We start from the raw sequence: 19254 nt of genomic DNA on the forward strand, positions 1-19254 counted from the left end.
TCCATGTCAGCGCCTCCGGTCCGGGCTGAGCAGGTCGCTGATGCCGTCGCCGAGCCAGGACAGGCCGAGGCTCGTGACGACCACGACGAGCCCGGGGATCGTCGTCTGCTGCCACTGGGTCGTGATGAACTCCTGGCCGTCGACGATCATCGAGCCCCACTCGGCGGTCGGCGGTTCGATGCCGAGGCCGAGGTACCCGAGCGTGACGATCGCCATGATGTCCATGACGATGTCGCTCATCGCGTAGATGATCGCCTGCGTCATGACGTTCGGGGCGATGTGCCGGACGAGCAGCCGCACGTGGGACATGCCCCCGAGTCGGGCCGCGACGACGTAGTCCTGCTGCTTGGCCACCAGGACCTCGCCGCGGACGATCTTGGCGTAGGACACCCACGACACGGCGGCGATCGCCAGGTAGATGCTCGCCTCGCCCGCCCCGAGGACGAACACCAGCACGATGACCATGACGTAGAAGGGGAACGCGAAGAACACGTCGACGATGCGCATGAGGATCGTGTCGACGATGCCGCCCACGTACCCGGCGATCGCGCCGACGACGCTGCCGACGACGAACGGGATGAGCACCGCGAGGAACCCGACCCGCAGGTCGACCCGCGCGCCCCAGATGAGGCGGGACAGGACGTCACGGCCGTACTTGTCGGTCCCGAGCCAGTGCGCCGAACTCGGCGACTCGAGCGCCGCCTCCAGGTGCTGCTTGACGGGGTCGTAGGGCGCGATGACGGGCGCGGCGACCGCCACCACCACGAGCAGCCCGACGATGACGATGCCCGCCATGAGCGAGCCGTTCCGGTACCAGGCCTTGAGCGAGCGTGTCCGGGAGGCGCGGCGCCGGTTCTTGAAGCCGACCAACGTCGCCGTGGGGGTGGTCATGCGGCGTTCCCTCCGGCCAGGTCGACCCGGGGGTCGAGCATCGTGTAGACGACGTCGGTCAGGATCCCGACCACGACGACGAAGATGGCGACGAAGAGCGTGACGCCCTGGATCGTCGGGAAGTCACGGGCGAAGATCGCGTTCACCATGAGCGACCCGAGGCCGGGGAGCGCGAACACCTTCTCGATGACGAGCGATCCGCCGACGAGGTACCCGAGGTTGACGCCGATGATCGACACCGTCGGGATCGCCGCGTTGCGGATCACGTGGTCGCGGAAGAGCGGGACCCCGTACGCGCCCTTCGACTTGGCGGTGCCGACGTACTCCGACTCGAGCACGCCGATCATCGACGAGCGGAGGCTCCGGATGATCGTCGGCGACATCGCGATCGCGAGCGTCAGCGCGGGGAGGAACAGGGAGTACAGGTGACCGCCGGCGCCGTTGCCGTAGCCACCCACCGGGAACGCCTTGACGTCGACCGCGAGCAGCAGGATGAGCATGATGCCGACCCAGAACTGCGGCATGCCCTGCCCGAGCAGGGTGACCGCGCGGGCAGCGAGGTCACGGCCGCCGTTGGGCCGCGAGGCCGCCAACGACGCGAGCGGGATGCTGATCGCGAGCGCCATGAGGAGTGCGAGGCCGAGCAGCGAGAGCGTCACGGGCACGGCCTGCATGACGAGCTGCGTGACGGGGAGCTGGTACGTGAGGCTCGTGCCGAGGTTCCCGTGCAGGATCTGCCCGAGGAACAGGAAGTACTGCTTCCACAGCGGCTGGTCGAGGCCGAGCTGCTGGGTCAGGGCGGCGACGCTCGCCTTCGTCGCGCGCTCGCCGAGGAGCGCGAGTGCGGCGTTCCCGGGCAGGAGGTGCGACAGGAAGAAGACGATGATCGTCACGCCGAACGCGACCGGGATCGCCTGGATGAGGCGTCCGGGGATGAAGCGCAGGCGGTGGAGCATGGGGTGCCTTCCGCAGGGGGCGGGTGGTGATGGATGGGAGGGACGGGTCGGGCACGACCCGTCCCTCCCGGCCGTCGGTCAGTCCGTCAGGACTGCTTCTTGACGTTCTCGAGCTGGAAGTTCCCGAGGGGCGTCACGTGGAATCCGGACACCTTGTCCGAGATCCCGTAGACGTACGGCGAGTAGTACAGGTACGCGAGGAACGCGTCGTCGCCGGTCTGCTGCTGCAGCTGGGCGTACAGCGCCTTGCGCTTGCTCGACACGACCGACTGCTGGGCCTGGCTGTTGAGCTTGACCACCGCGGCGTTGTCGTAGTTCGTGAACGCCGAGTTCGAGCCACCGTTGGGGTCGACCGCGAACGAGGTCCACTCGTCGGGATCCGGGATGTCCATCGTCCACGCGGACCACGCCATGTCGAAGTCGCCCGCGAGCCGAGCCTGCTTGTTCGCGGTCGGGTCGAGCTGCTTGATCTTCATGGTGATGCCGATCTTCTTGAGCTCGGACTGCATGATCTGCGCGATCGACGTCTCGTTCGGGTCACCGGAGCGGATGAGCAGCGTCGTCGTGAAGCCACTCGGCTGCGACGACTGCTTGAGTTCGGCCTTGGCCTTCTTCACGTTGTACGTCGGGCCGTGGGCGTTCTTGTCGTAGTACGGCGTCCCCGGGGAGAGCAGCGAGTTCGCGACCGACCCGTGCCCGAACAGGATCGCCTTGACCATGGCCTTGCGGTCGATGGCGTAGGCGATAGCGCGCCGGATGTGCACGTCGTCGAACGGCTTGCGCTTCTCGTTGAAGGCGATGTAGTCGATCTGCGTCGACTTGAACGTCTTGGCGGTCACGCCCGACGCGCTCGCGAGCGAGGACAGGCTCGACCAGTCCGGCGTGTCGTCGATGTCGATCTGACCGCCCTGCAGCTGCAGCTTCCGGGTGTTCGCGTCGGGGACCACCGTGAACACGATCTTGTTCAGGTGCGGCTTGCCCTTCTGCCAGTAGTGCGTGTTCTTGACGAGGGTCAGCGACTGGCCCTTCTTCCACGAGCTCCACTTGTACGGGCCGGTGCCGACCGGGTGCGTGTAGAACTCCGCCTTCGTCTCGCCGCCGTAGTTGTCGGGGACGATCGCGTTGCTGAACAGCGACAGGTCGGCGATGAGCGGGGCCCATGCGTGCTTGAGGTGGATGTCGATGGTCGCGTCGTCGACGGCCGTGACGTTGTCGATCGCGGCGTTGATGTACCCCCAGCCGCTCGAGCCCGTGGCGGTGTCCGCGTCGAGCGAGAACTTGACGTCCTTGGCCGTGACCGGGTCACCGTTCGAGAACTCGACGCCCTTGCGGAGGTGGATCGTGTAGTCGAGCTTGTCCGACGAGATCGAGTAGCTCTTGGCGAGCCACGGGGTGAGCTTCTTGCCGTTCGCGCTGACGTTGAACAGCGGCTCCATGATCTGCTGCTGCACGTGGATGGAGTTGTTGTCGAACGTGGTCGTGTTGTCCATCGAGATGATGTCGGCGGACCGGGCGATCGTCAGCGTGCCGCCCTTCGTGGTGGCTGCGGACGCGGTGGCGCCGCCGGTGCCGACGGCGACGACGACCGCCGCTGCGGCGGCGACGGCGGCGACCGCGACGCGGGTGCGTTGCTTCATGTGCCTCTTCACTTCCCCGACGTCGGACGACGCCGGTCTTCGGACTCGGGAGCGGTGCGGGGAGGACCGGTGCCGTCCGGAGGCGGCGCGATCCGTAGTGATGATTACAGTAAGGGCAGTTCTTTTCCGATTTGTTACGTTTGTAAGACGATGTCCGAGATGACCGCACCGCCGCAACCCGTCCTCGCGCTCCGCCCGTTCACGCCCGCCGACGCCGCCGTCGTCGTGACCTGGTTCACGACCCCGGAGCAGGCCTCCGCGTTCGCCGGGACGGGTGCGCCCTGGCCGTACACCGCGGCCGCGCTCCTCGCCTCGATCGACGATCCGAGTCGCCAGGCATGGACCGTCACCGCCGTCGAGGCCCCCGACGCCGTGCTCGGCCACGTCGAGACCGCGCTCGTCACCCCGACCACGGGGCGCCTGGCTCGGATCGCCCTGGCACCCGGGCAGCGCGGCCGGGGCCTGTCGACCCCGATGCTCGAGCTCGCCCTCGACGCGGCCCGGTCGATCGGCATGGAGGAGGTCGCCCTGTTCGTCGTCCCGGGCAACGAACCCGCGCTGCGGGCCTACGCGCGCGTCGGCTTCCGCCCCACCGAGCGCGATCCGGAGCACCCGGAGTACCTGCGCCTGGCCCGCACCCTGGCTTCCTGACCGGTCCCCGCGCCCTCGTTCCGCCGGGCATGCTGGGGCCATGCCGATCCTCCACAAGGACATGCAGGTGTGCATGTCGCTCGCCGGTCGCCCGAGCAACATCGGGACCCGCTTCCACAACTTCCTCTACGACGAGCTCGGCCTCGACTTCGTGTACAAGGCGTTCACGACGACCGATCTCGAGGGCGCGGTCCGCGGCATCCGCGCGCTCGGCATCCGCGGGTGCTCGGTGTCCATGCCGTACAAGGAGGCGATCATCCCGCTCGTCGACACGCTCGAACCGTCCGCGGCCGCGATCGACTCCGTCAACACCGTCGTCAACGACGACGGCGTGCTGACGGCGTCGAACACCGACCACGAGGCGGTCGCCGCCCTGCTCGCCGACCACGGCGTGGACCCCCGCTCCTCGGTCCTGCTCCGCGGGTCCGGTGGGATGGCGAAGGCGGTCGTCGCGGCGTTCCGCGGCAGGGGGTTCGACGACCTCACCGTCGTGGCACGGAACCGGGACACGGGCACCGCACTGGCGGAGCGGTACGGCTACCGATGGCTCGCCGACGGCGCCGGGGCCGGACACGCCGACGTCCTCGTGAACGTCACGCCGATCGGCATGCACGGCGACGCCGCCGACGAGCTCGCGTTCCCCGAGGAGCGCATCGCCGACGCGCACACGGTCGTCGACGTCGTGGCTTTCCCGGCGGAGACACCACTCGTCGCCGCCGCCCGTGTCGCCGGGAGGCACCTCATCACGGGCTCCGAGGTGATCGCGCTCCAGGCCGCCCGGCAGTTCGAGCGGTACACGGGCGTCGCCGTGACCGCGGACCAGGTGGCGCGCGCGTCGGCCTTCAGCCGCGCGGAGTGACCGCCGGCGGAGGCCCGTCCCAGCGGACGCGGGGCGACGCCACCGCGCGGTCCCGCGCGGAGTCCGCCACGCCCCGGCGCTGATCCGCGTTCACTCCGACTCCTCGATGAGTCCGCCGCGGCGCTCGAAACGGAGTTTCCCGCTGAGGACGTCCTCGGCGATCTCGCGCGTCGGTCGGCGTCGCGCGAAGGCGTGCCCCTGGAGGAGCAGGTAGGCGTCCTCCGCGGTGATGTCGAGCTGCGCCAGCACGACGCCCGTCGCCTGGTGGACCATCCGGCGCGAGGACGGAGCGCGGTCGAGCACCGCCCCGCCGACGCCGATCGACGCGATGGACCGCTGGAGGATCCGCCGGCCCACCGCGGTGGAGAGCAGGCTCGCCTGCTCGACCTGCTCCGGCTCGAGGGGGGTCGGCTCCGGCGCGTACAGGTCCACCGCACCGAGTCGGAGCGGTCCGAACATGACGGGGAACGCGAACAGCGCGCCGACGGCCTCGTGCCGGACTGCTTCGGTGAACGCTGGCCACGACCGCGAGGCGCGGTGTCGGATGTCGTCCTCGAGGACCGGCTGCGCACGCCGGATCGCCTCCCAGCAGGGGCCCTCGTGCAGGTCGAACTGGATCTCGTCGATCCGGGACGCCGTGATGTCCGACGCCGAGATGGTCTCGTTGCCGAACGGGACCCCGAACGACGAGACGGAGCACCCTCGGACGGGGAGCAGCCGCACGAACGGGACGCTGAGGTCCGCGTCCCGTACACGCCCGGACCGGAGTGCGCTGAGGGTTCGCTCGAACTCGCCACTCATGCGGTCTCCTCCAGCGGGTCGCTCGCCTCGTGGTCGCCGTCGAGGTGCTCGTCGGGAGCCGCGCCGGCCCACGAGGGGAGCTCCGCCGACGGGTAGTCACCCTGCGGGTCGGGAACACGGACCATGGGGTTCACGGAACGTAACGTGATGCCCTCGACGTCGGAGGCCGCTCGGCGGAGCGCACGGCCGAGCACGAACGCGACCAGGTCGTCGACGCCGCCCGAGGGCCGGTAGCCCGGCCATGCGCGCTGGCCCTGGTCGAGCTGTTCGTCGATGCTGGCGCGCATCACGTCGGCGTCGTCGATCTCGACCTCGCAGTCGAGCACGAGACGGAAATGGGGCCGGTCCTCACGCGCGACACCGGCCACGTCCACGGGAGCGGTACGGCCGTCCATGTCCTCGCCGGACAGGAAGCGGAGCGTCGTGCTCGGCGCGATGCCGTACACCGAGCGGTACGCGGTCGCCATGCGGCCCACGTTGCTGAACCGCCAGCGCCGGGCGACCTCGGCGACGGTCAACCGCTGACCCGGCTCGGCGTTCCGGAGGTCACGGTGCACGCCCTCGAGCCGGACGCTGCGCAGGTACTCCATCGGCGACACGTCGACCTCGCGCTGGAACGCTGCCTGCAGGCCGCGCGGGGTCAGGACCGACGCTGCGGCGATGTCCTGCAGGCGGATGTGCGAGCGCGCGTTCTCGCGGATGAACCGGATCGCTGCACGGACCGGGCGCGACAGCACGACCGAACCGGATCCCGATCCGAGATCCTCGCTGTTCGACCCCATCGTGCAACCGTATTGCGTGCGTCCGGTGCGGACACTCGGGTTGACCGCCGCACTCAGGCCCCGGGCTCAGCGCCGGTCCGAAGCGCCCATCGGCCGACCGCCACGAGACCGAGCCGACGCAGGGTCTCGATGTTCCGGAGGAACAGCATCGGCTGCATCACGAAGCCCGGTACGAGGGTGCCGGGACCCTTGCTCGGGTTCTCGCGGATCGTCACCTTGCACCCGCGGCGGTGCGGTTCGACGGTCAACTCGACCTGGGCCTCCCCGAGCGGCCAACCGCGCGCCTGGATGCGCATGCGGTACGGCGGATCCCACTCGAGCATGGACGTCGTGTCGTCGATGAGGAACGGCCAGGAGCCGAACGAGTGGTGGATCCGGGCACCCTCCGCCGGCCAGCTGCGGTCGAGCGCACGCATCCGGGAGGCCCCCACCACCCAGACCGGGAACAACCAGCCGTCGCGGAACACGTCGAACACGGCCTCCGGCGGGCATTCGAAGACTCGGACGTTGCGGGCCATGGGGACCTCCTTCTCAGGGCCGAGGGGACAGATCGACGTCCTCGGACAGGTGGAACGTGTGCCGCAGGGCGCTCCGTGCGGCGTGCCAGCCGGCCATGCCGTGGACGCCGGGACCGGGAGCGGCGGACTCGGAACACAGGTACACGCCGTCGGCCGGTGTGCGCCAGGGATCGGGCGACAGCGTGGGGCGCCGGACGAGTTGCCCGAAGGTGGCCGCACCCGCGGCGATGTCGCCGCCGACGTAGTTCGGGTTGTACTGCTCCATCTCGACCGCCGTCCGGCTGGAGCTGGCGATGATCGTGTCCCGGAACCCCGGGGCGAAGCGCTCGATCTGCCGGATGATGGCCTCGGTCTCGTCGTGCTGGGAACCCGCCGGCACGTGCGCGTAGGCCCAGAACACGTGCTTGCCCTCGGGCGCGCGACTCGGGTCGACCACCGTCGGTTCCGACCCGAGCACGTACGGGTGGTCGTGGCGGCGGCCTTGGGACACCGCGCGCTCGGCGGCGGCGATCTCGGCGCGGGTTCCGCCGATGTGGACGGTGCCCGCCTTCCGGAGGCCGGGGTTCGTCCACGGCACGGGGTCGGACAGTGCGAAGTCGACCTTGGCGGCCGCGTTGCCGAACCGGAAGCGCCGCAGCGCTCGCTGGTAGGAGGACGGGAGGCGCGACCCGGCGATCCGACGCATGCCCTGCGCGCTCGTGTCGAACAGCACGGCGCGGGCGTCGGGGAGGTCCTCGATGCGCTGGACCTCGGTGTCGACCTCGATCGTCCCGCCATGCGCGACGAGGTCGGCCGCCAGCGCGTCCACGATCGCCTGGCTCCCCCCGATCGGTACCGGCCACCCCCTGGCGTGCGCGTAGACACCGAGCGACAACGCGGCCGCGGCCGTGGCGAGCGACGGCATCCGCTGGATCGAGTGCGAGGCGACGCCGGTGATCATCGCGGGCGCCACGATGTCCTGGAACCGGCGGTTCCACAGTGCGGTGCCCTGCTCGAGGGCACGCAGCCCGAAGCGCAGGACCGTCACCGGGTGGCGCGGCACGTGCAGCAGCGCGTTCGTCGCGAAGTCGGAGACCTCGTCGGCGTGACGCGCGAGCGGACCCATGAGGTCGCGGTACGCGCGGCCGTCGATCCCGAGTCCGTCAGCCGTCCGGTCGATGTCCCGGTACGCGAGCCCGGCACGACCGGCGTCGAGGGGATGTCCGAACTGGACCTCAGGCAGGCGGAGCTCGATCCGGTCCTCCATGCCGAATCGACGGAAGAACTCGGACTGGAGCGCCATCGGGTGCACGGCCGAGCAGACGTCGTGGAGGAACCCCGGCTCGGTGAGTTCCTTGGTCCGCGCACCCCCGCCGATCGTGTCGTTCCGCTCGTACACGGTGACGGCGAGTCCGGCGCGCGCGAGGGTCACGGCTGCGGCCAGCCCGTTCGGTCCGGCACCGACCACGACCGCATCGACCACGAGCGCTCCCTTCGTCTGGACCCCCACGCTACGGGTCCGGCTCGTCGCGCGCCCACAGCGAGGCGACGTCGTGGATGGCGTCCCCCTCCACAGGTCGAACTGCGTCGACTCGACCTGTGTCGACTCGACGGCTGGTCGGCCGGCCCTGCCGGTCGCGGGCGGCACGGGAGCCATCGGTGTAGCGTCCCGGGAGCCGGACGGAACCGTCGGCGTCCCTCGAGGAAGGCAGAGCACCCCATGCGCATCGGCACCGCCATCGCACTGCTCGTGATCGGCGCGATCCTCGCGTTCGCCGTCAACGTGCAGGTCGCCTGGTTCAACCTGAGCATGATCGGTTACATCCTCATGGTGGCCGGCGTGATCCTGCTCGTGATCAGTCTGGTCGTCGGCCTGCGCGGATCGAGCTCGACCTCGACGACCCGCACCGGCTACGACGCCGACGGCAACCGCATCGAGCGCCGGGACGACTACCGCGCCTGACGCCGGGGCACCGGAAGCGCGGCAGCGGTCCGCCGTCGAACCGCGCCACCGGATCGGTCCAACCGCGTCGCCGGATCGGCCCGGGCCCGGTCAGTCCGACGCGGGCGGGTGTCCGGGCCGGAGTGCATCGATGTCCGCCGCGAGCTCCTGCAGGCGGTCCTCGAGCCCGACCTCGTAGTCGTCAGCAGGACCCGCCGCCCATCCGAGCCGCCCGATGACGGTCGAACCGATGTCGTCCCAGGCCCGCTGCCGCGCGGCGATGACGATGGCGTCCACGAAGGACGGATCCTCGCTGCTCGCCTCGAGCCGCTCCGCCAGCTCGGTGTAGGTCGCCTCGCGTGTGCGGAGTTTCAGGTCGTCCCCGCGCTTGTAGTCGTGTTGGTGGCGGGACCGCCCCCGCGCGTTCTGCGCGACCGCTCGGATCTCGCGCATCCGCTCGGCGTCCTCGCGCTGCTCCGCGGCGAACCGACGGAGTTCCTCGCGCGCAACCTCGGCGACCACGCGGGCGTCGAACGACTCGTGTTGCTGCAGTGCGCTGAGGATGATGCGGTTCGCGACGGCGATGACGATCGCGGACCGGGCGATGAGCATGCCCTCGTCGACCGACCGGCGCAGCTCGTCGGGGTCGACCGGCCGTTCACGCACGTCCTCGTGCTTCGGTCGCTTGCCGAAGACCGCCACCATCGTCCTCCCGCCCCGTCGTGGTCGCCCGCGCGGAGCGACCGTCCTCGACGATACCGAGCCGCGGTCGGGAGGGCGCTCGACGGCGGCTGCTCGTCACTCGTACCGCAGGGCCTCGATCGGATTCTGCCGAGCAGCCCGACGGGCCGGCAACGTGCCCGCGAGGAACGCGATGAGCATCACGACGATGATGATCGTCGCGACCGAGCCGGGCGCGAACTGCAACAGGTGCAGGCCGGGGAGGTCCTTGAGCACCGTGCGGGCCAGGAGGTTCGAGATCCCGGTGCCGAGCAGGATCGCGACCCCCGCGCCGATCGCGCTGCCGAGGAACCCGATGAACACGGCCTCGAGGCTGAACAGCGTGTACACCCGACCGCCACCCATGCCCATGGCCTTCATGAGGCCGATCTCGCGGGTGCGCTCCTGCACGCTCATGAGCAGCGTGTTGATGATCCCGAACCCGGCGGCGATGAGCGCGATCACGGCGAAGGCGTTGAGGACGCCGACGATGCCGTTGATGACCGTCTCGAACTGCCCGAGCTGGTCGGCGATGGTCTGTCCCGTGTAGCCCGCCGCCGACAGGCGGGACTTGACCTTGGCGACATCGGCGCCCGACGCCACCGTCGCCGTCGCGGAGGCGTAGCCCGTCGAGACCGCGGTCGGCTTCGCGGTCTCCTGGGCGGTGCGGAGCGCCTCGGTCAACGCCGCGTTCGCACCCGCACCACCGCCGAAGAGCGACTCGTTCTGCACACCGACGACCGTCGCCCGGACCTGGTGCTCCTGCCCGAGGTAGTCGTCGATGCCGATCGTGACGGTCGTGCCGACGGCGTTGCGCGCGCTCCCCAGGCCGAGGGCCTTGAGGTCGTTCGTCGGGAGCAGGAGCTGACGCTCGGACGACGTCGACGACAGCTGGCGTCCTGCGGCGAGGTCAGCGTCGATCGCGTCCGCGTCGCCGGCGATGCCGACGACGTACTTGCCGTGGTCGCCGTACTCGAGCCACTTCGGTGACAGCGCCACGGCCGGCTGCACCGACGCGATGCCCGTGGTCCGCCGGATCGCGCTGATGTCCGTCGGGCTGAGGTACGACACCGACGCCGGGCCGCGCTGCGAGGTCTGTCCCGACTCGGACGGGTCGTACTTGGCCGGCCCGTCGTCCGAGCTCGACGTCGTCGCGGCCTTGGTGACGGTGAGCGAGTCGGTGGTGCCGATCGATGCGACCTGCGTGTCGATGTAGGACGACACCCCCGTGCCGATCGCCGAGGTCAGGGTGATCGTGAACGCGCCGATGAAGATCGCGATCACCGTGAGGGTGGTGCGGAGCTTGGACCGGAACGTGTTCCCGATCGCGGTGCGCAGGAGGTCGACGAGGTTCACGCGGCGGCCTCCGTGGTGTCGACGATCAGACCGTCGCGGACGTTCACGCTGCGATCGCACCGCGCGGCGAGTTCGGGGTCGTGGGTGACGACGACGAGCGTGATCCCCCGTTCCCGCTGCAGTCCGAACAGCATGGCCTCGACGAGCTCACCGGTCGTGGTGTCGAGGTTGCCCGTGGGCTCGTCCGCGAAGATCACCGCGGGTTCGTTGACCAGCGCGCGGGCGATGACGACCCGCTGCTTCTGCCCGCCGGACAGGTCGTTGGCGTCGTTCCGTGCCTTGTCGGCGAGGCCCAGCGCGTCGAGCGCCTCCATCCCGCGGCGGCGGCGATCGCGCGACGACACCCCGGCGATCGTCAGCGGCAGCACGACGTTGTCGAGGACGCTCGTCCGGGGTGTCAGGAAGAACTGCTGGAACACGAACCCGAAGGTGTCGTTGCGCGTCCGGTTCACCTGGCGCGCGGACAGGCGCGCCGCGTCCTGACCGTCGAGGAGCACCTGACCGCTCGTCGGCCGGTCGAGCAGGGCGAGCAGGTGCATGAGGGTCGACTTGCCGGAGCCGCTCTTGCCGACGATCGCGAGGCTCTCGCCCCGGTCCACCGCGAGCGACACCCCCTTGAGCGCGTCGAAGCGGGCGTCACCGCGGCCGTAGGTGCGGGTGAGGCCGCGGGCCTCGAGCACGGGAGTGGGCATGCCGCAACGCTAGCGGCGCCCTGCCCGGCCCGGGTGCGAACCTGCTGGGTGCGATGTCAACGGCATGTGGACGCGCGCTGTCCTCCCCAGCGTCAGGCCGGGACCGCCTCGCGCGCTGCGGCCCGTGCCACGATCCGATCGGACTCATGGACGGCGACCCGCTCGGCGGTCAACAGCAAGGAGGCGACATCGGTGGCAGTGCGTGACGGCGCGTCGTTCCAGCTCGTCAGGTCGCGGACGCGGCCCATCCGGACGTCGGGGGCGGGGCACCACATGACGGGGGCGCCCTCCTCGACGGCGAGCGCGTGCCAGACGAGGTCGAGCGCACGTTGGACCGGCTGCGAGTGGACGGCGTGCGGCCCGCCCGCGGCGTACACGACCGCGCCCACGAGGCACGCCCCGACGAGCGGTCGACCGGCGACGTCGAGCGCCGCGGCGCTCGACGCCTTGCGCGTGCGGCCCCGGTCGTCCAGGTACGCGAACCACGCATGCTGGATCCAGCCGTGGTCCACGACGTCACGAGCGTCGGACAACAGGTGCTCGAGCGACGCGAGTTCCGCGAGCTGGGCGGCCACGCGTCGGCCCCGGGCGGCTGCACGCCGTTCGTGGTGTCGATCGACCCAACCGAAGAGTCCCGAGCGGCGGGGCGTGGTGGTCTCCCGGACAGGAGAGGCGTCGCTGTCGACGTCGTGCTGGACGCGGAACTCGAGGGTCATGACGGTCCCTCCGGATCGGTGGCACGGAACGGTGTGGGGTCACGGTAGTCCCGTTCTCCTCGGAGGGCGATACCCCCGTTTCCCGCGGTGGTCCGGCACGGCTCCGGGTCGGTCCGGCCCGGGCTCGCGAGGGTCCGGCACGGCGTCAGTCGTCGAGCACGGCCTCGAGCGCACGGAGCCCTGCGGCCCGTTGGTCCGAGCCGTCGGGCGAGGCGGCGAGCGCGGTCGCGATCGACATCGCCCACCCGCGGGCGCGCGTCCACGTGTCGTCGTCGGGCGCGAGGGCAGCGCGGAATCGCTGCCGGGCCTCCCGGCCGAACGTGAGCCATGCCGTCGCGAGGTCGGTGGCCGGATCCCCTGCGGTCAGGTCACCGAAGTCCACCACCGCGACGAGCGCATGGTCGTCGACCACGATGTTGAACGGGTGCAGATCGCCGTGGAGCCAGAGCGCCGGCCCCTGCCAGGCGGGGGCGGCGGCGACCTGCGTCCACGAACGCTCCAGGTCGGCGGTGCGCGGGATGCGTCCCGACCGCAGTCGTCGCGCCACCGCCGTCGTGCGTCCGCTGAGCGGGCCACCGCGCACTGGGTTGTGCGGCGCGTCCTCCGGCGCCGTGACGTGCAGGGCTCGGAGGAACGCGGCGAGCGTCTCCGGTGCGTCGCGGGGGAGGTCCGTCGACGCTCCAGCCGGGCGACCGGCCACCCACCGGGTGACCGTCCACGACCAGGGGAACACCGCGGACGGCCGACCGATGCGCACGGGCTCGGGCACGGCGACGACGTGTCGGACGCGCGCGGCGATGCCGGGGAGCCACCGCTGCTCGTGCTCGACGAGGTGCGCGGCGGCCTCGCGCCGCGGCACCCGGACGAGCAGCTCGTCGCCGAGCCGCAGCACGACGTTGTCCCAACCCTCGGCGAGGGGTCGCAGCGGCAGGCCGGCGAGATCGGGGTGCTGGTCGAGCAGGAGTCGTCGCACCAGTGCCTCGTCCACGTCGATCTCGGCGTCTGGCACGTGCACCGGACGATGCTAGCCGCGCTCCGGTTCCCGGGCATCGGGAGCACCGGCAGCACCCTGCGGGCACGGTCCCAGCGACCGTCCTGGCACGCCCGCTACGGTGCCCCGGGTGTACGAGGAATGGCGCCGTCCGAAGCAGTGGGCGCGTGCGGGCGGGCTGCTCGTCGTGCCGTACGCCGTCGTCGCATGGTTCACCCTCGCCGTGACGCCCGTCCCGCAGATCGCGTTCGGGCTCGCCGTCGTCGGGATCCTCGGGGTGGTCGCCGCCACGGTCCGGGGCTTCCGGACGTACCGACGGGGTGCCGTCGCCCTGGTCGGCGTGCTGCTGCTGCTCGCCGGCCTGGCGCTGTTCGGCCTCGACCCGTTCCCGGCGCAGATCGCGGGTCTGAGCGACTGGTGGCCGTCGGCGATCACGCAGCCGCAGACCGTGCTCAGCGGCTACTGGACGCTCGTGGCCCTCGGCGCGGTGCTCACGGGCGCGGGCCTGCTCGTGTGGCTGCTCCTCACGGCGCTGCTGGGGACGCCCCGCCCGCGCCGCTGACCTGCGGCCACGCAGAACTCGTCGCCGGCGGCCACGCGGGCCTCGCCGCCGCCGACACCCACGGCACCGACGCCCGTCATCCCCCAGCGGTCACGAACCGCGAGGGGCGGAAGTCCGCGAGCAACGGATGCGCGGCGTCGTGCACGACCTCCCAGGCGGTGAGTTCACCGAGCACGAGGCCGAGCGTGGCGCCGCTGTGGGTGAAGAGCACGTGCAGGCCCGTGATGCCGTCGACGGCACCGGCCACCGGGTCGCCGTCGGCAGGGATCGGCTTGGGGCCCACCCCGACGCCGGCGACGGTGAGCACGGGATGCCCGGCCAGGACGGCGCGCGCCTCGGCCACCAACCCCGCGACGGTCGAGTCCCGCACGTCGTACCGGCCGTCATCGAGCACGCGGACCTCGCGCTCACTCCAGCCGGCGTCGAACACGAGGGAGCCGCCGGGTGCCGGGCGCACCGCGACCCGGGGTGTGTTGAGCACCACGCGGAGCGGCGTCGCGACGGGTTCGCTCCGGACGAGGAGTGCGATCGGGGTCTGGTCGGGCATGGTGACGCCGAGCGTGGCGAGGTCCCGCGGCACGGAGGGACCGGTCGCGAGCACGACGGCGTCGGCCGGGAGGTGCTCTCCACTCGCCGTGGTGACGCCGGTCACCCGGCCGTCGCGGACGGTCGGGAGGCTCCGTCCGGCTCCGGTGCGCACCGTTCCGCCCGCGGCCACGACCTCGGCGAGCAGGTGGTCGACGAGGAGCGCGAGGTCGACCCACCCCTCGCCGGGGTTGAGGACGGCGCCTTCCGGATGCACGGCCGCCGGATCGACTCCGGGCACGTGCCGGGCGACGTCCTCGCGCGACATCCACACGGAGTCGTAACCGATGCGGAGCTCGTGCTCGTGACGCTCCCGGTACGACTCTCCGGGAGCGGCCCAGGTCAGGCCGCCGTCGAACCGCACGACGTCGTGGCGGTCCAGCCGCTGCTGGACGGTGCGGTAGCGGTCGATCCCGATCGTGCGCAGCCGGTGGTACGCGTCGCTCCGCGCTCCCGCCGAGTTGAGCCAGGACAGGGAGCGACCGGACGCGCCGGACGCGGGACCGGCCTCCGTGACGAGCGTGACGGCGGCGCCGAGGCGGACGAGGTGCGCGGCCGTCGAGGCGCCGAGCACCCCGCCGCCGACCACGACCACGGACGTGGCACGCATCACGGCATCCCGGGGAGCGACGGCGCGCTCACCGCAGCGCCCCTGCAGCGGTCCGGAGGTCGGCGACGAGCTCGTCGAACGCAGCGTGGCGGGCGTCCTCGTCGGGCATGCGGAGCAGGGCCGACGGATGGGTGGTCACGAGGAGGCGCGAGCCGTCGTCGAGTTCCTGGAGGCGTCCGCGCTCGCGTCCGATGGTCACGCTGCGGCCGAGCACGGATCGCGCCGCGGTCGCCCCGAGTGCGACGACCACCTCGGGGCGCACCACGGCGAGTTCGGCCTCGAGCCACGGGTGACACGCGACGACGTGCGCCACCGACGGCTTCTGGTGGATCCGGCGCTTCCCCCGCTGCTCGTGGTGAAAGTGCTTCACCGCGTTCGTGACGTACACGGTGCTCCGGTCGATCCCGGCGCGCTCGACCGCACTCGCGAGCAAGCGCCCGGCCGGCCCGACGAACGGTTCCCCCGCACGGTCCTCCTGGTCGCCGGGCTGCTCCCCGACCAGCATGATCCGGGCGTCCGCACTCCCTGCGGAGAACACCACCTGTGTGCCCTCCCGATGGAGCTCACATCCGTGGCACGCGGGGGCGGCCGCACGGAGCGCGGTCAGGTCGGGGTGCTCGGGCACCCACTCCTGGGCGCCGGGACGTTCGACGTCGGTCATGGTCCGAGCCTGCACCCGCCGCGCACCGTGTCGGTCAGCCGACGAGCGCGTCGACGGCGGCGGTGAACGTCGCCGACGGGCGCATGACCGCGGCGGCGGCGTCCGGGTCGGGCCGGTAGTACCCGCCGAGGTCCGACGGTCGGCCCTGCACCGCGGCGAGCTCCGCCACGATCACGGACTCCTGGTCGCGGAGGGTCGCGGCGAGGGCGGTGAACGCCTCGGCGAGGGCGGGATCGTCGGTCTGCCGCGCGAGCTCGTCCGCCCAGTACGCCGCGAGGTAGAAGTGGCTGCCCCGGGTGTCGAGCTCGCCCACGACCTGTCCGGGCGATCGGTTCTCCTCGAGGAACCGGCCGGTGGCGCGGTCGAGCGTGTCCGCGAGGACCTGCGCGCGGGGCTCCTGGGCGACGGCTGCGAACTGCTCGAAGGCGACCGCGAGCGCCAGGAACTCGCCGAGGCTGTCCCAGCTCAGGAACCCCTCGGTCAGGAGCTGCTGCAGGAGCTTGGGGGCGGAGCCGCCGGCACCCGTCTCGAACAGGCCACCACCCGCGAGCAGGGGCACGACCGACAGCATCTTGGCGGAGGTGCCGACCTCGAGGATCGGGAACAGGTCCGTCAGGTAGTCGCGGAGCACGTTGCCGGTGACCGAGATCGTGTCCTCGCCGCGGCGGATGCGCTCGAGCGAGAACCGGGTGGCGTCGACCGGGGACATCACCTCGATCCGCAGCCCCTCGGTGTCGTGGTCGGCGAGGTACCGGTGGACGAGGTCGATGAGGACGCGGTCGTGCGCCCGGGTGTCGTCGAGCCAGAAGACCGCCGGGGTGCCGGTCGCTCGCGCGCGGGTGACGGCGAGACCGACCCAGTCACGGATCGCGGCGTCCTTCGTCTGGCAGGCCCGCCAGATGTCCCCGGTCCCGACCGGGTGTTCGAGCAGCGTCGCGCCCGAGCCGTCGAGGACCCGCACGACACCGTCGGTCGGGATCCGGAACGTCTTGTCGTGGGACCCGTACTCCTCGGCCGCCATCGCCATGAGCCCGACGTTCGGCACCGACCCCATGATCGCGGGGTCGAGCGCGCCGTTCGTCTTGCAGTCCTCGATGGTCGCCGCGTAGACACCCGCGTAGCTCGAGTCGGGGATCACCGCGAGGGTGTCGTGGGGCTCGCCGTCCGGACCCCACATGTGGCCCGACGCACGGATCATCGCGGGCATCGAGGCGTCGACGATGACGTCGCTCGGCACGTGCAGGTTCGTGATGCCCTTCGCGCTGTCGACCATGGCGAGCGCCGGCCCCGCGGCGAGCGCGGCGTCGAACGCGGCGCGGATCTCCGCGCCGTCCGGCAGCTGCTCGAGCCCGGCGAACAGCGCCGCCAGGCCGTCGTCGGCGCGGAGGCCCGCGGCCGCGAGCGCGTCGTCGTACCGGTCGAACACGTCGGCGAAGAACACCCGGACGACCTCGCCGAAGACGATGGGGTCCGAGACCTTCATCATGGTCGCCTTGAGGTGCACGGAGAACAGGACCCCTGCCTCCTGCGCTCGGTCCACCTGGTCGGCGAGGAACGCCCGGAGGTCCGCGACGTGCATGACCGTGGCGTCGACGACCTCGCCCGGGGTGACGCGCACGGCGTCCCGCAGGACCTGCTCGGAGCCGTCGTCCGCGGTGAACACGATGCGGAGGCTGTCGGCCGCGGGCACGACGACGCTCTGCTCGTTCGACCGGAAGTCCCCGCTGGACATCGTCGCGACCTCGGTGGCGGACTCGGGGCTCCAGGCACCCATGCTGTGCGGGTGGTTGCGGGCGTACTGCTTGACGGACGCGGGTGCCCGGCGGTCGGAGTTCCCCTGGCGCAGCACGGGGTTCACGGCACTGCCCTTGACCTTGTCGTACCGGGCGCGGACGTCGCGCTCCTCGTCGGTCGTCGGTGCGTCCGGGTACTCCGGCAGGTCGTGGCCCTGCTCGCGGAGCTCGCGGATCGCGGCCTTGAGCTGTGGGACGGACGCCGAGATGTTCGGCAGCTTGACGATGTTCGCCTCGGGGCGGTCGGCCAGGGCCCCGAGCTCGGCGAGCGCGTCGGGCACCCGCTGCTCGGCGGTGAGACGCTCCGGGAACTGGGCGAGGATGCGTCCGGCGAGGGAGATGTCGCGGGTCGTGACGTCGATACCCGCGACCCCGGCGAACGCCTGGACGACGGGCAGCAGCGACGCCGTCGCCATCCGCGGGGACTCGTCGGTCAGCGTGTAGATGATCTGGGCCATGCCGGCGTCGACTCCCTCGTTCGTGCCCGCCCTGTCGCGGTGTCTCGACATCAAGGTACCCCCGGTCCGGCGGCCGGGAGGCACGCCACCGGTCACCGACGTCGGCGACCGGAGCGGTGCCTCCCGGCCGCGGCGTCACCCCTTGATCGCGCCCGACGACAGGCCGGCGACGTAGAACCGCTGCAGCCCGATGTACAGGGCGATGCAGGGGATCATCGCGACGACGGCACCCGCGGCGAGCGAGCCGTAGTCGACCTGTCCGTACGCCCCGGTCTGCAGGTTGAGCAGCGCGACCGGCAGCGTGTACAGCGAGTCCTTGGTCAGGAACGTCAGTGCACCGAGGAACTCGGTCCACGAGACGAGGAACGTGTACAGCGCCGCGGTCGCCGCGCCGGGCATGAGGAGCGGCCGGAGCACCGACAGGATGAGCCGGGTCCGGGAGGCGCCGTCGACGAACGCCGAGTCCTCGAGCTCGGTGGGGATCGCCTCGAACGCGTTGCGCATCACGAACACGCCGAACGGCAGGTTCACCGTGACGTAGAAGAGCACGAGCCCGAACAGCGAGTTCGTGAGCTTCATGGCGTTGAGCTCGAGGTACAGCGGGGTGAGGATCGCCTGGAACGGCACCATCATCGTCAGCAGGATGAGGCCGAACACCCACTTGGCGCCGGGGAACCGGAACCGCGCGAAGCCGTAGCCGGCGAGGGTCGCGATCACGGCCGTCAGGACCGACGCCGAGATCGCGACGACGAGCGAGTTCACGAGGCCCTGGAGCAGGTGCGACCCCGGCCCGAGGATCGTCCGGAAGTTCGCCATCTCGAGGTGGAAGAAGGTCGACCACGTCGGCGGGGCCGTGATCACCGTCTCCGGTTGGAACGCCCGGAGGATCGCCCACAGCAGGGGGACCCCGAAGACCAGGGCGGACCCGACCCCGGCGATGACGTACAGCGTGCGCTTCACCCGGGTGTCGCGGGGGTGGGCGACGCTCCCCTGGTGGTGTCGACCGCCGCGGCGTCCGGGGACGACGTCCGGGGCGATCTCGGGTGCGAGGGCGAGGCCCGCGGCTCGGCTGGTGCTCGTCGTGCTCATGTCGT

The 19254-nt window shown here is 71.4% G+C and carries 20 protein-coding genes; 4 read left to right on the forward strand and 16 right to left on the reverse strand.

Translation table 11 applies throughout. The annotated features are described in order from the left end of the window. Positions 1 to 6 precede the first annotated feature (6 nt). From DEI86_RS12915 to DEI86_RS12925, 3 genes are all read right to left on the reverse strand, one after another. Entirely contained in the window at positions 7 to 891 is an 885-nt protein-coding gene (locus tag DEI86_RS12915) for an ABC transporter permease (protein WP_111011507.1), read from the reverse strand. Then, complete coding sequence (locus DEI86_RS12920) at positions 888 to 1847, reverse strand: ABC transporter permease (protein WP_111027858.1); 960 nt, start codon at positions 1845 to 1847, stop codon at positions 888 to 890. The genes DEI86_RS12915 and DEI86_RS12920 overlap by 4 nt, the downstream gene beginning before the upstream one ends. Before the next feature lie 86 nt (positions 1848 to 1933). Next, the gene (locus DEI86_RS12925) at positions 1934 to 3484 is read right to left on the reverse strand and encodes an ABC transporter substrate-binding protein (RefSeq protein WP_111027743.1); all 1551 of its coding nucleotides are present in this window, start codon (positions 3482 to 3484) and stop codon (positions 1934 to 1936) included. A 159-nt stretch (positions 3485 to 3643) separates the two neighbouring features. On the opposite strand from DEI86_RS12925, the gene DEI86_RS12930 reads away from it, so the two are divergent. Both DEI86_RS12930 and DEI86_RS12935 read left to right on the forward strand, forming a co-directional pair. Beyond that, positions 3644 to 4135, forward strand: a complete 492-nt coding sequence (locus tag DEI86_RS12930) for a GNAT family N-acetyltransferase (RefSeq protein WP_181435236.1) — start codon at positions 3644 to 3646, stop codon at positions 4133 to 4135. A 40-nt stretch (positions 4136 to 4175) separates the two neighbouring features. Continuing rightward, positions 4176 to 4994, forward strand: a complete 819-nt coding sequence (locus DEI86_RS12935) for a shikimate 5-dehydrogenase (protein WP_111049800.1) — start codon at positions 4176 to 4178, stop codon at positions 4992 to 4994. Between the two features lie 90 nt (positions 4995 to 5084). Here DEI86_RS12935 and DEI86_RS12940 read toward each other — a convergent pair whose 3' ends face one another. From DEI86_RS12940 to DEI86_RS12955, 4 genes are read right to left on the reverse strand one after another with little or no spacing between them, the layout of a single operon-like run. After that, entirely contained in the window at positions 5085 to 5795 is a 711-nt protein-coding gene (locus tag DEI86_RS12940; RefSeq protein WP_111037390.1) for a GAF and ANTAR domain-containing protein, read from the reverse strand. After that, entirely contained in the window at positions 5792 to 6577 is a 786-nt protein-coding gene (locus tag DEI86_RS16735) for a helix-turn-helix transcriptional regulator (RefSeq protein WP_111037391.1), read from the reverse strand. Before DEI86_RS16735 ends, DEI86_RS12940 begins: the two co-directional genes overlap by 4 nt. Before the next feature lie 53 nt (positions 6578 to 6630). Beyond that, complete coding sequence (locus DEI86_RS12950; protein ID WP_111011501.1) at positions 6631 to 7095, reverse strand: SRPBCC family protein; 465 nt, start codon at positions 7093 to 7095, stop codon at positions 6631 to 6633. Positions 7096 to 7108: 13 nt separating this feature from the next. Beyond that, positions 7109 to 8584 carry an NAD(P)/FAD-dependent oxidoreductase gene (locus tag DEI86_RS12955; protein WP_258368776.1) on the reverse strand — a complete coding sequence of 492 codons (1476 nt, stop codon included), beginning with the start codon at positions 8582 to 8584 and terminating at the stop codon, positions 7109 to 7111. Positions 8585 to 8794: 210 nt separating this feature from the next. On the opposite strand from DEI86_RS12955, the gene DEI86_RS12960 reads away from it, so the two are divergent. Further along, on the forward strand, positions 8795 to 9037 hold the full coding sequence (locus tag DEI86_RS12960) for a DUF6458 family protein (RefSeq protein WP_111011499.1): 243 nt from the start codon (positions 8795 to 8797) through the stop codon (positions 9035 to 9037). Between the two features lie 90 nt (positions 9038 to 9127). On the opposite strand, the gene DEI86_RS12965 is transcribed toward DEI86_RS12960, so the two are convergent. The 5 genes from DEI86_RS12965 to DEI86_RS12985 all read right to left on the reverse strand — a co-directional run bounded on the left by DEI86_RS12965 (position 9128) and on the right by DEI86_RS12985 (position 13515). Then, entirely contained in the window at positions 9128 to 9721 is a 594-nt protein-coding gene (locus DEI86_RS12965) for a hypothetical protein (RefSeq protein WP_111049804.1), read from the reverse strand. Positions 9722 to 9814: 93 nt separating this feature from the next. Beyond that, positions 9815 to 11092 carry an ABC transporter permease gene (locus DEI86_RS12970; RefSeq protein WP_111049805.1) on the reverse strand — a complete coding sequence of 426 codons (1278 nt, stop codon included), beginning with the start codon at positions 11090 to 11092 and terminating at the stop codon, positions 9815 to 9817. Continuing rightward, positions 11089 to 11784: an ABC transporter ATP-binding protein gene (locus DEI86_RS12975; protein ID WP_111014205.1), complete on the reverse strand. Its 696-nt coding sequence runs from the start codon at positions 11782 to 11784 to the stop codon at positions 11089 to 11091. The genes DEI86_RS12970 and DEI86_RS12975 overlap by 4 nt, the downstream gene beginning before the upstream one ends. A 92-nt stretch (positions 11785 to 11876) precedes the next feature. Continuing rightward, positions 11877 to 12500, reverse strand: a complete 624-nt coding sequence (locus DEI86_RS12980) for a hypothetical protein (RefSeq protein WP_111027749.1) — start codon at positions 12498 to 12500, stop codon at positions 11877 to 11879. 145 nt (positions 12501 to 12645) lie between these two features. Beyond that, the gene (locus DEI86_RS12985) at positions 12646 to 13515 is read right to left on the reverse strand and encodes an aminoglycoside phosphotransferase family protein (protein WP_111011494.1); all 870 of its coding nucleotides are present in this window, start codon (positions 13513 to 13515) and stop codon (positions 12646 to 12648) included. A gap of 106 nt (positions 13516 to 13621) precedes the next feature. Between DEI86_RS12985 and DEI86_RS12990 the strand changes: the two genes are divergently transcribed. Beyond that, entirely contained in the window at positions 13622 to 14053 is a 432-nt protein-coding gene (locus DEI86_RS12990) for a hypothetical protein (protein ID WP_111049806.1), read from the forward strand. A 76-nt stretch (positions 14054 to 14129) separates the two neighbouring features. Here DEI86_RS12990 and DEI86_RS12995 read toward each other — a convergent pair whose 3' ends face one another. The 4 genes from DEI86_RS12995 to DEI86_RS13010 form a co-directional block, all read right to left on the reverse strand. After that, positions 14130 to 15248 (reverse strand): FAD-binding oxidoreductase, encoded by a 1119-nt coding sequence (locus DEI86_RS12995; RefSeq protein ID WP_111049807.1) that lies wholly within the window; start codon positions 15246 to 15248, stop codon positions 14130 to 14132. 28 nt (positions 15249 to 15276) lie between these two features. Beyond that, on the reverse strand, positions 15277 to 15909 hold the full coding sequence (locus DEI86_RS13000; protein ID WP_111011491.1) for a UdgX family uracil-DNA binding protein: 633 nt from the start codon (positions 15907 to 15909) through the stop codon (positions 15277 to 15279). A gap of 34 nt (positions 15910 to 15943) precedes the next feature. Then, positions 15944 to 18160 (reverse strand): NADP-dependent isocitrate dehydrogenase, encoded by a 2217-nt coding sequence (locus DEI86_RS13005; RefSeq protein WP_111049808.1) that lies wholly within the window; start codon positions 18158 to 18160, stop codon positions 15944 to 15946. A gap of 135 nt (positions 18161 to 18295) precedes the next feature. Next, positions 18296 to 19249, reverse strand: a complete 954-nt coding sequence (locus tag DEI86_RS13010; RefSeq protein ID WP_111011489.1) for a carbohydrate ABC transporter permease — start codon at positions 19247 to 19249, stop codon at positions 18296 to 18298. Between the last annotated feature and the right edge of the window lie 5 nt (positions 19250 to 19254).

Origin of the sequence: Curtobacterium sp. MCBD17_028 (genome assembly GCF_003234875.1) — a bacterium.
Lineage (GTDB): Bacteria > Actinomycetota > Actinomycetes > Actinomycetales > Microbacteriaceae > Curtobacterium.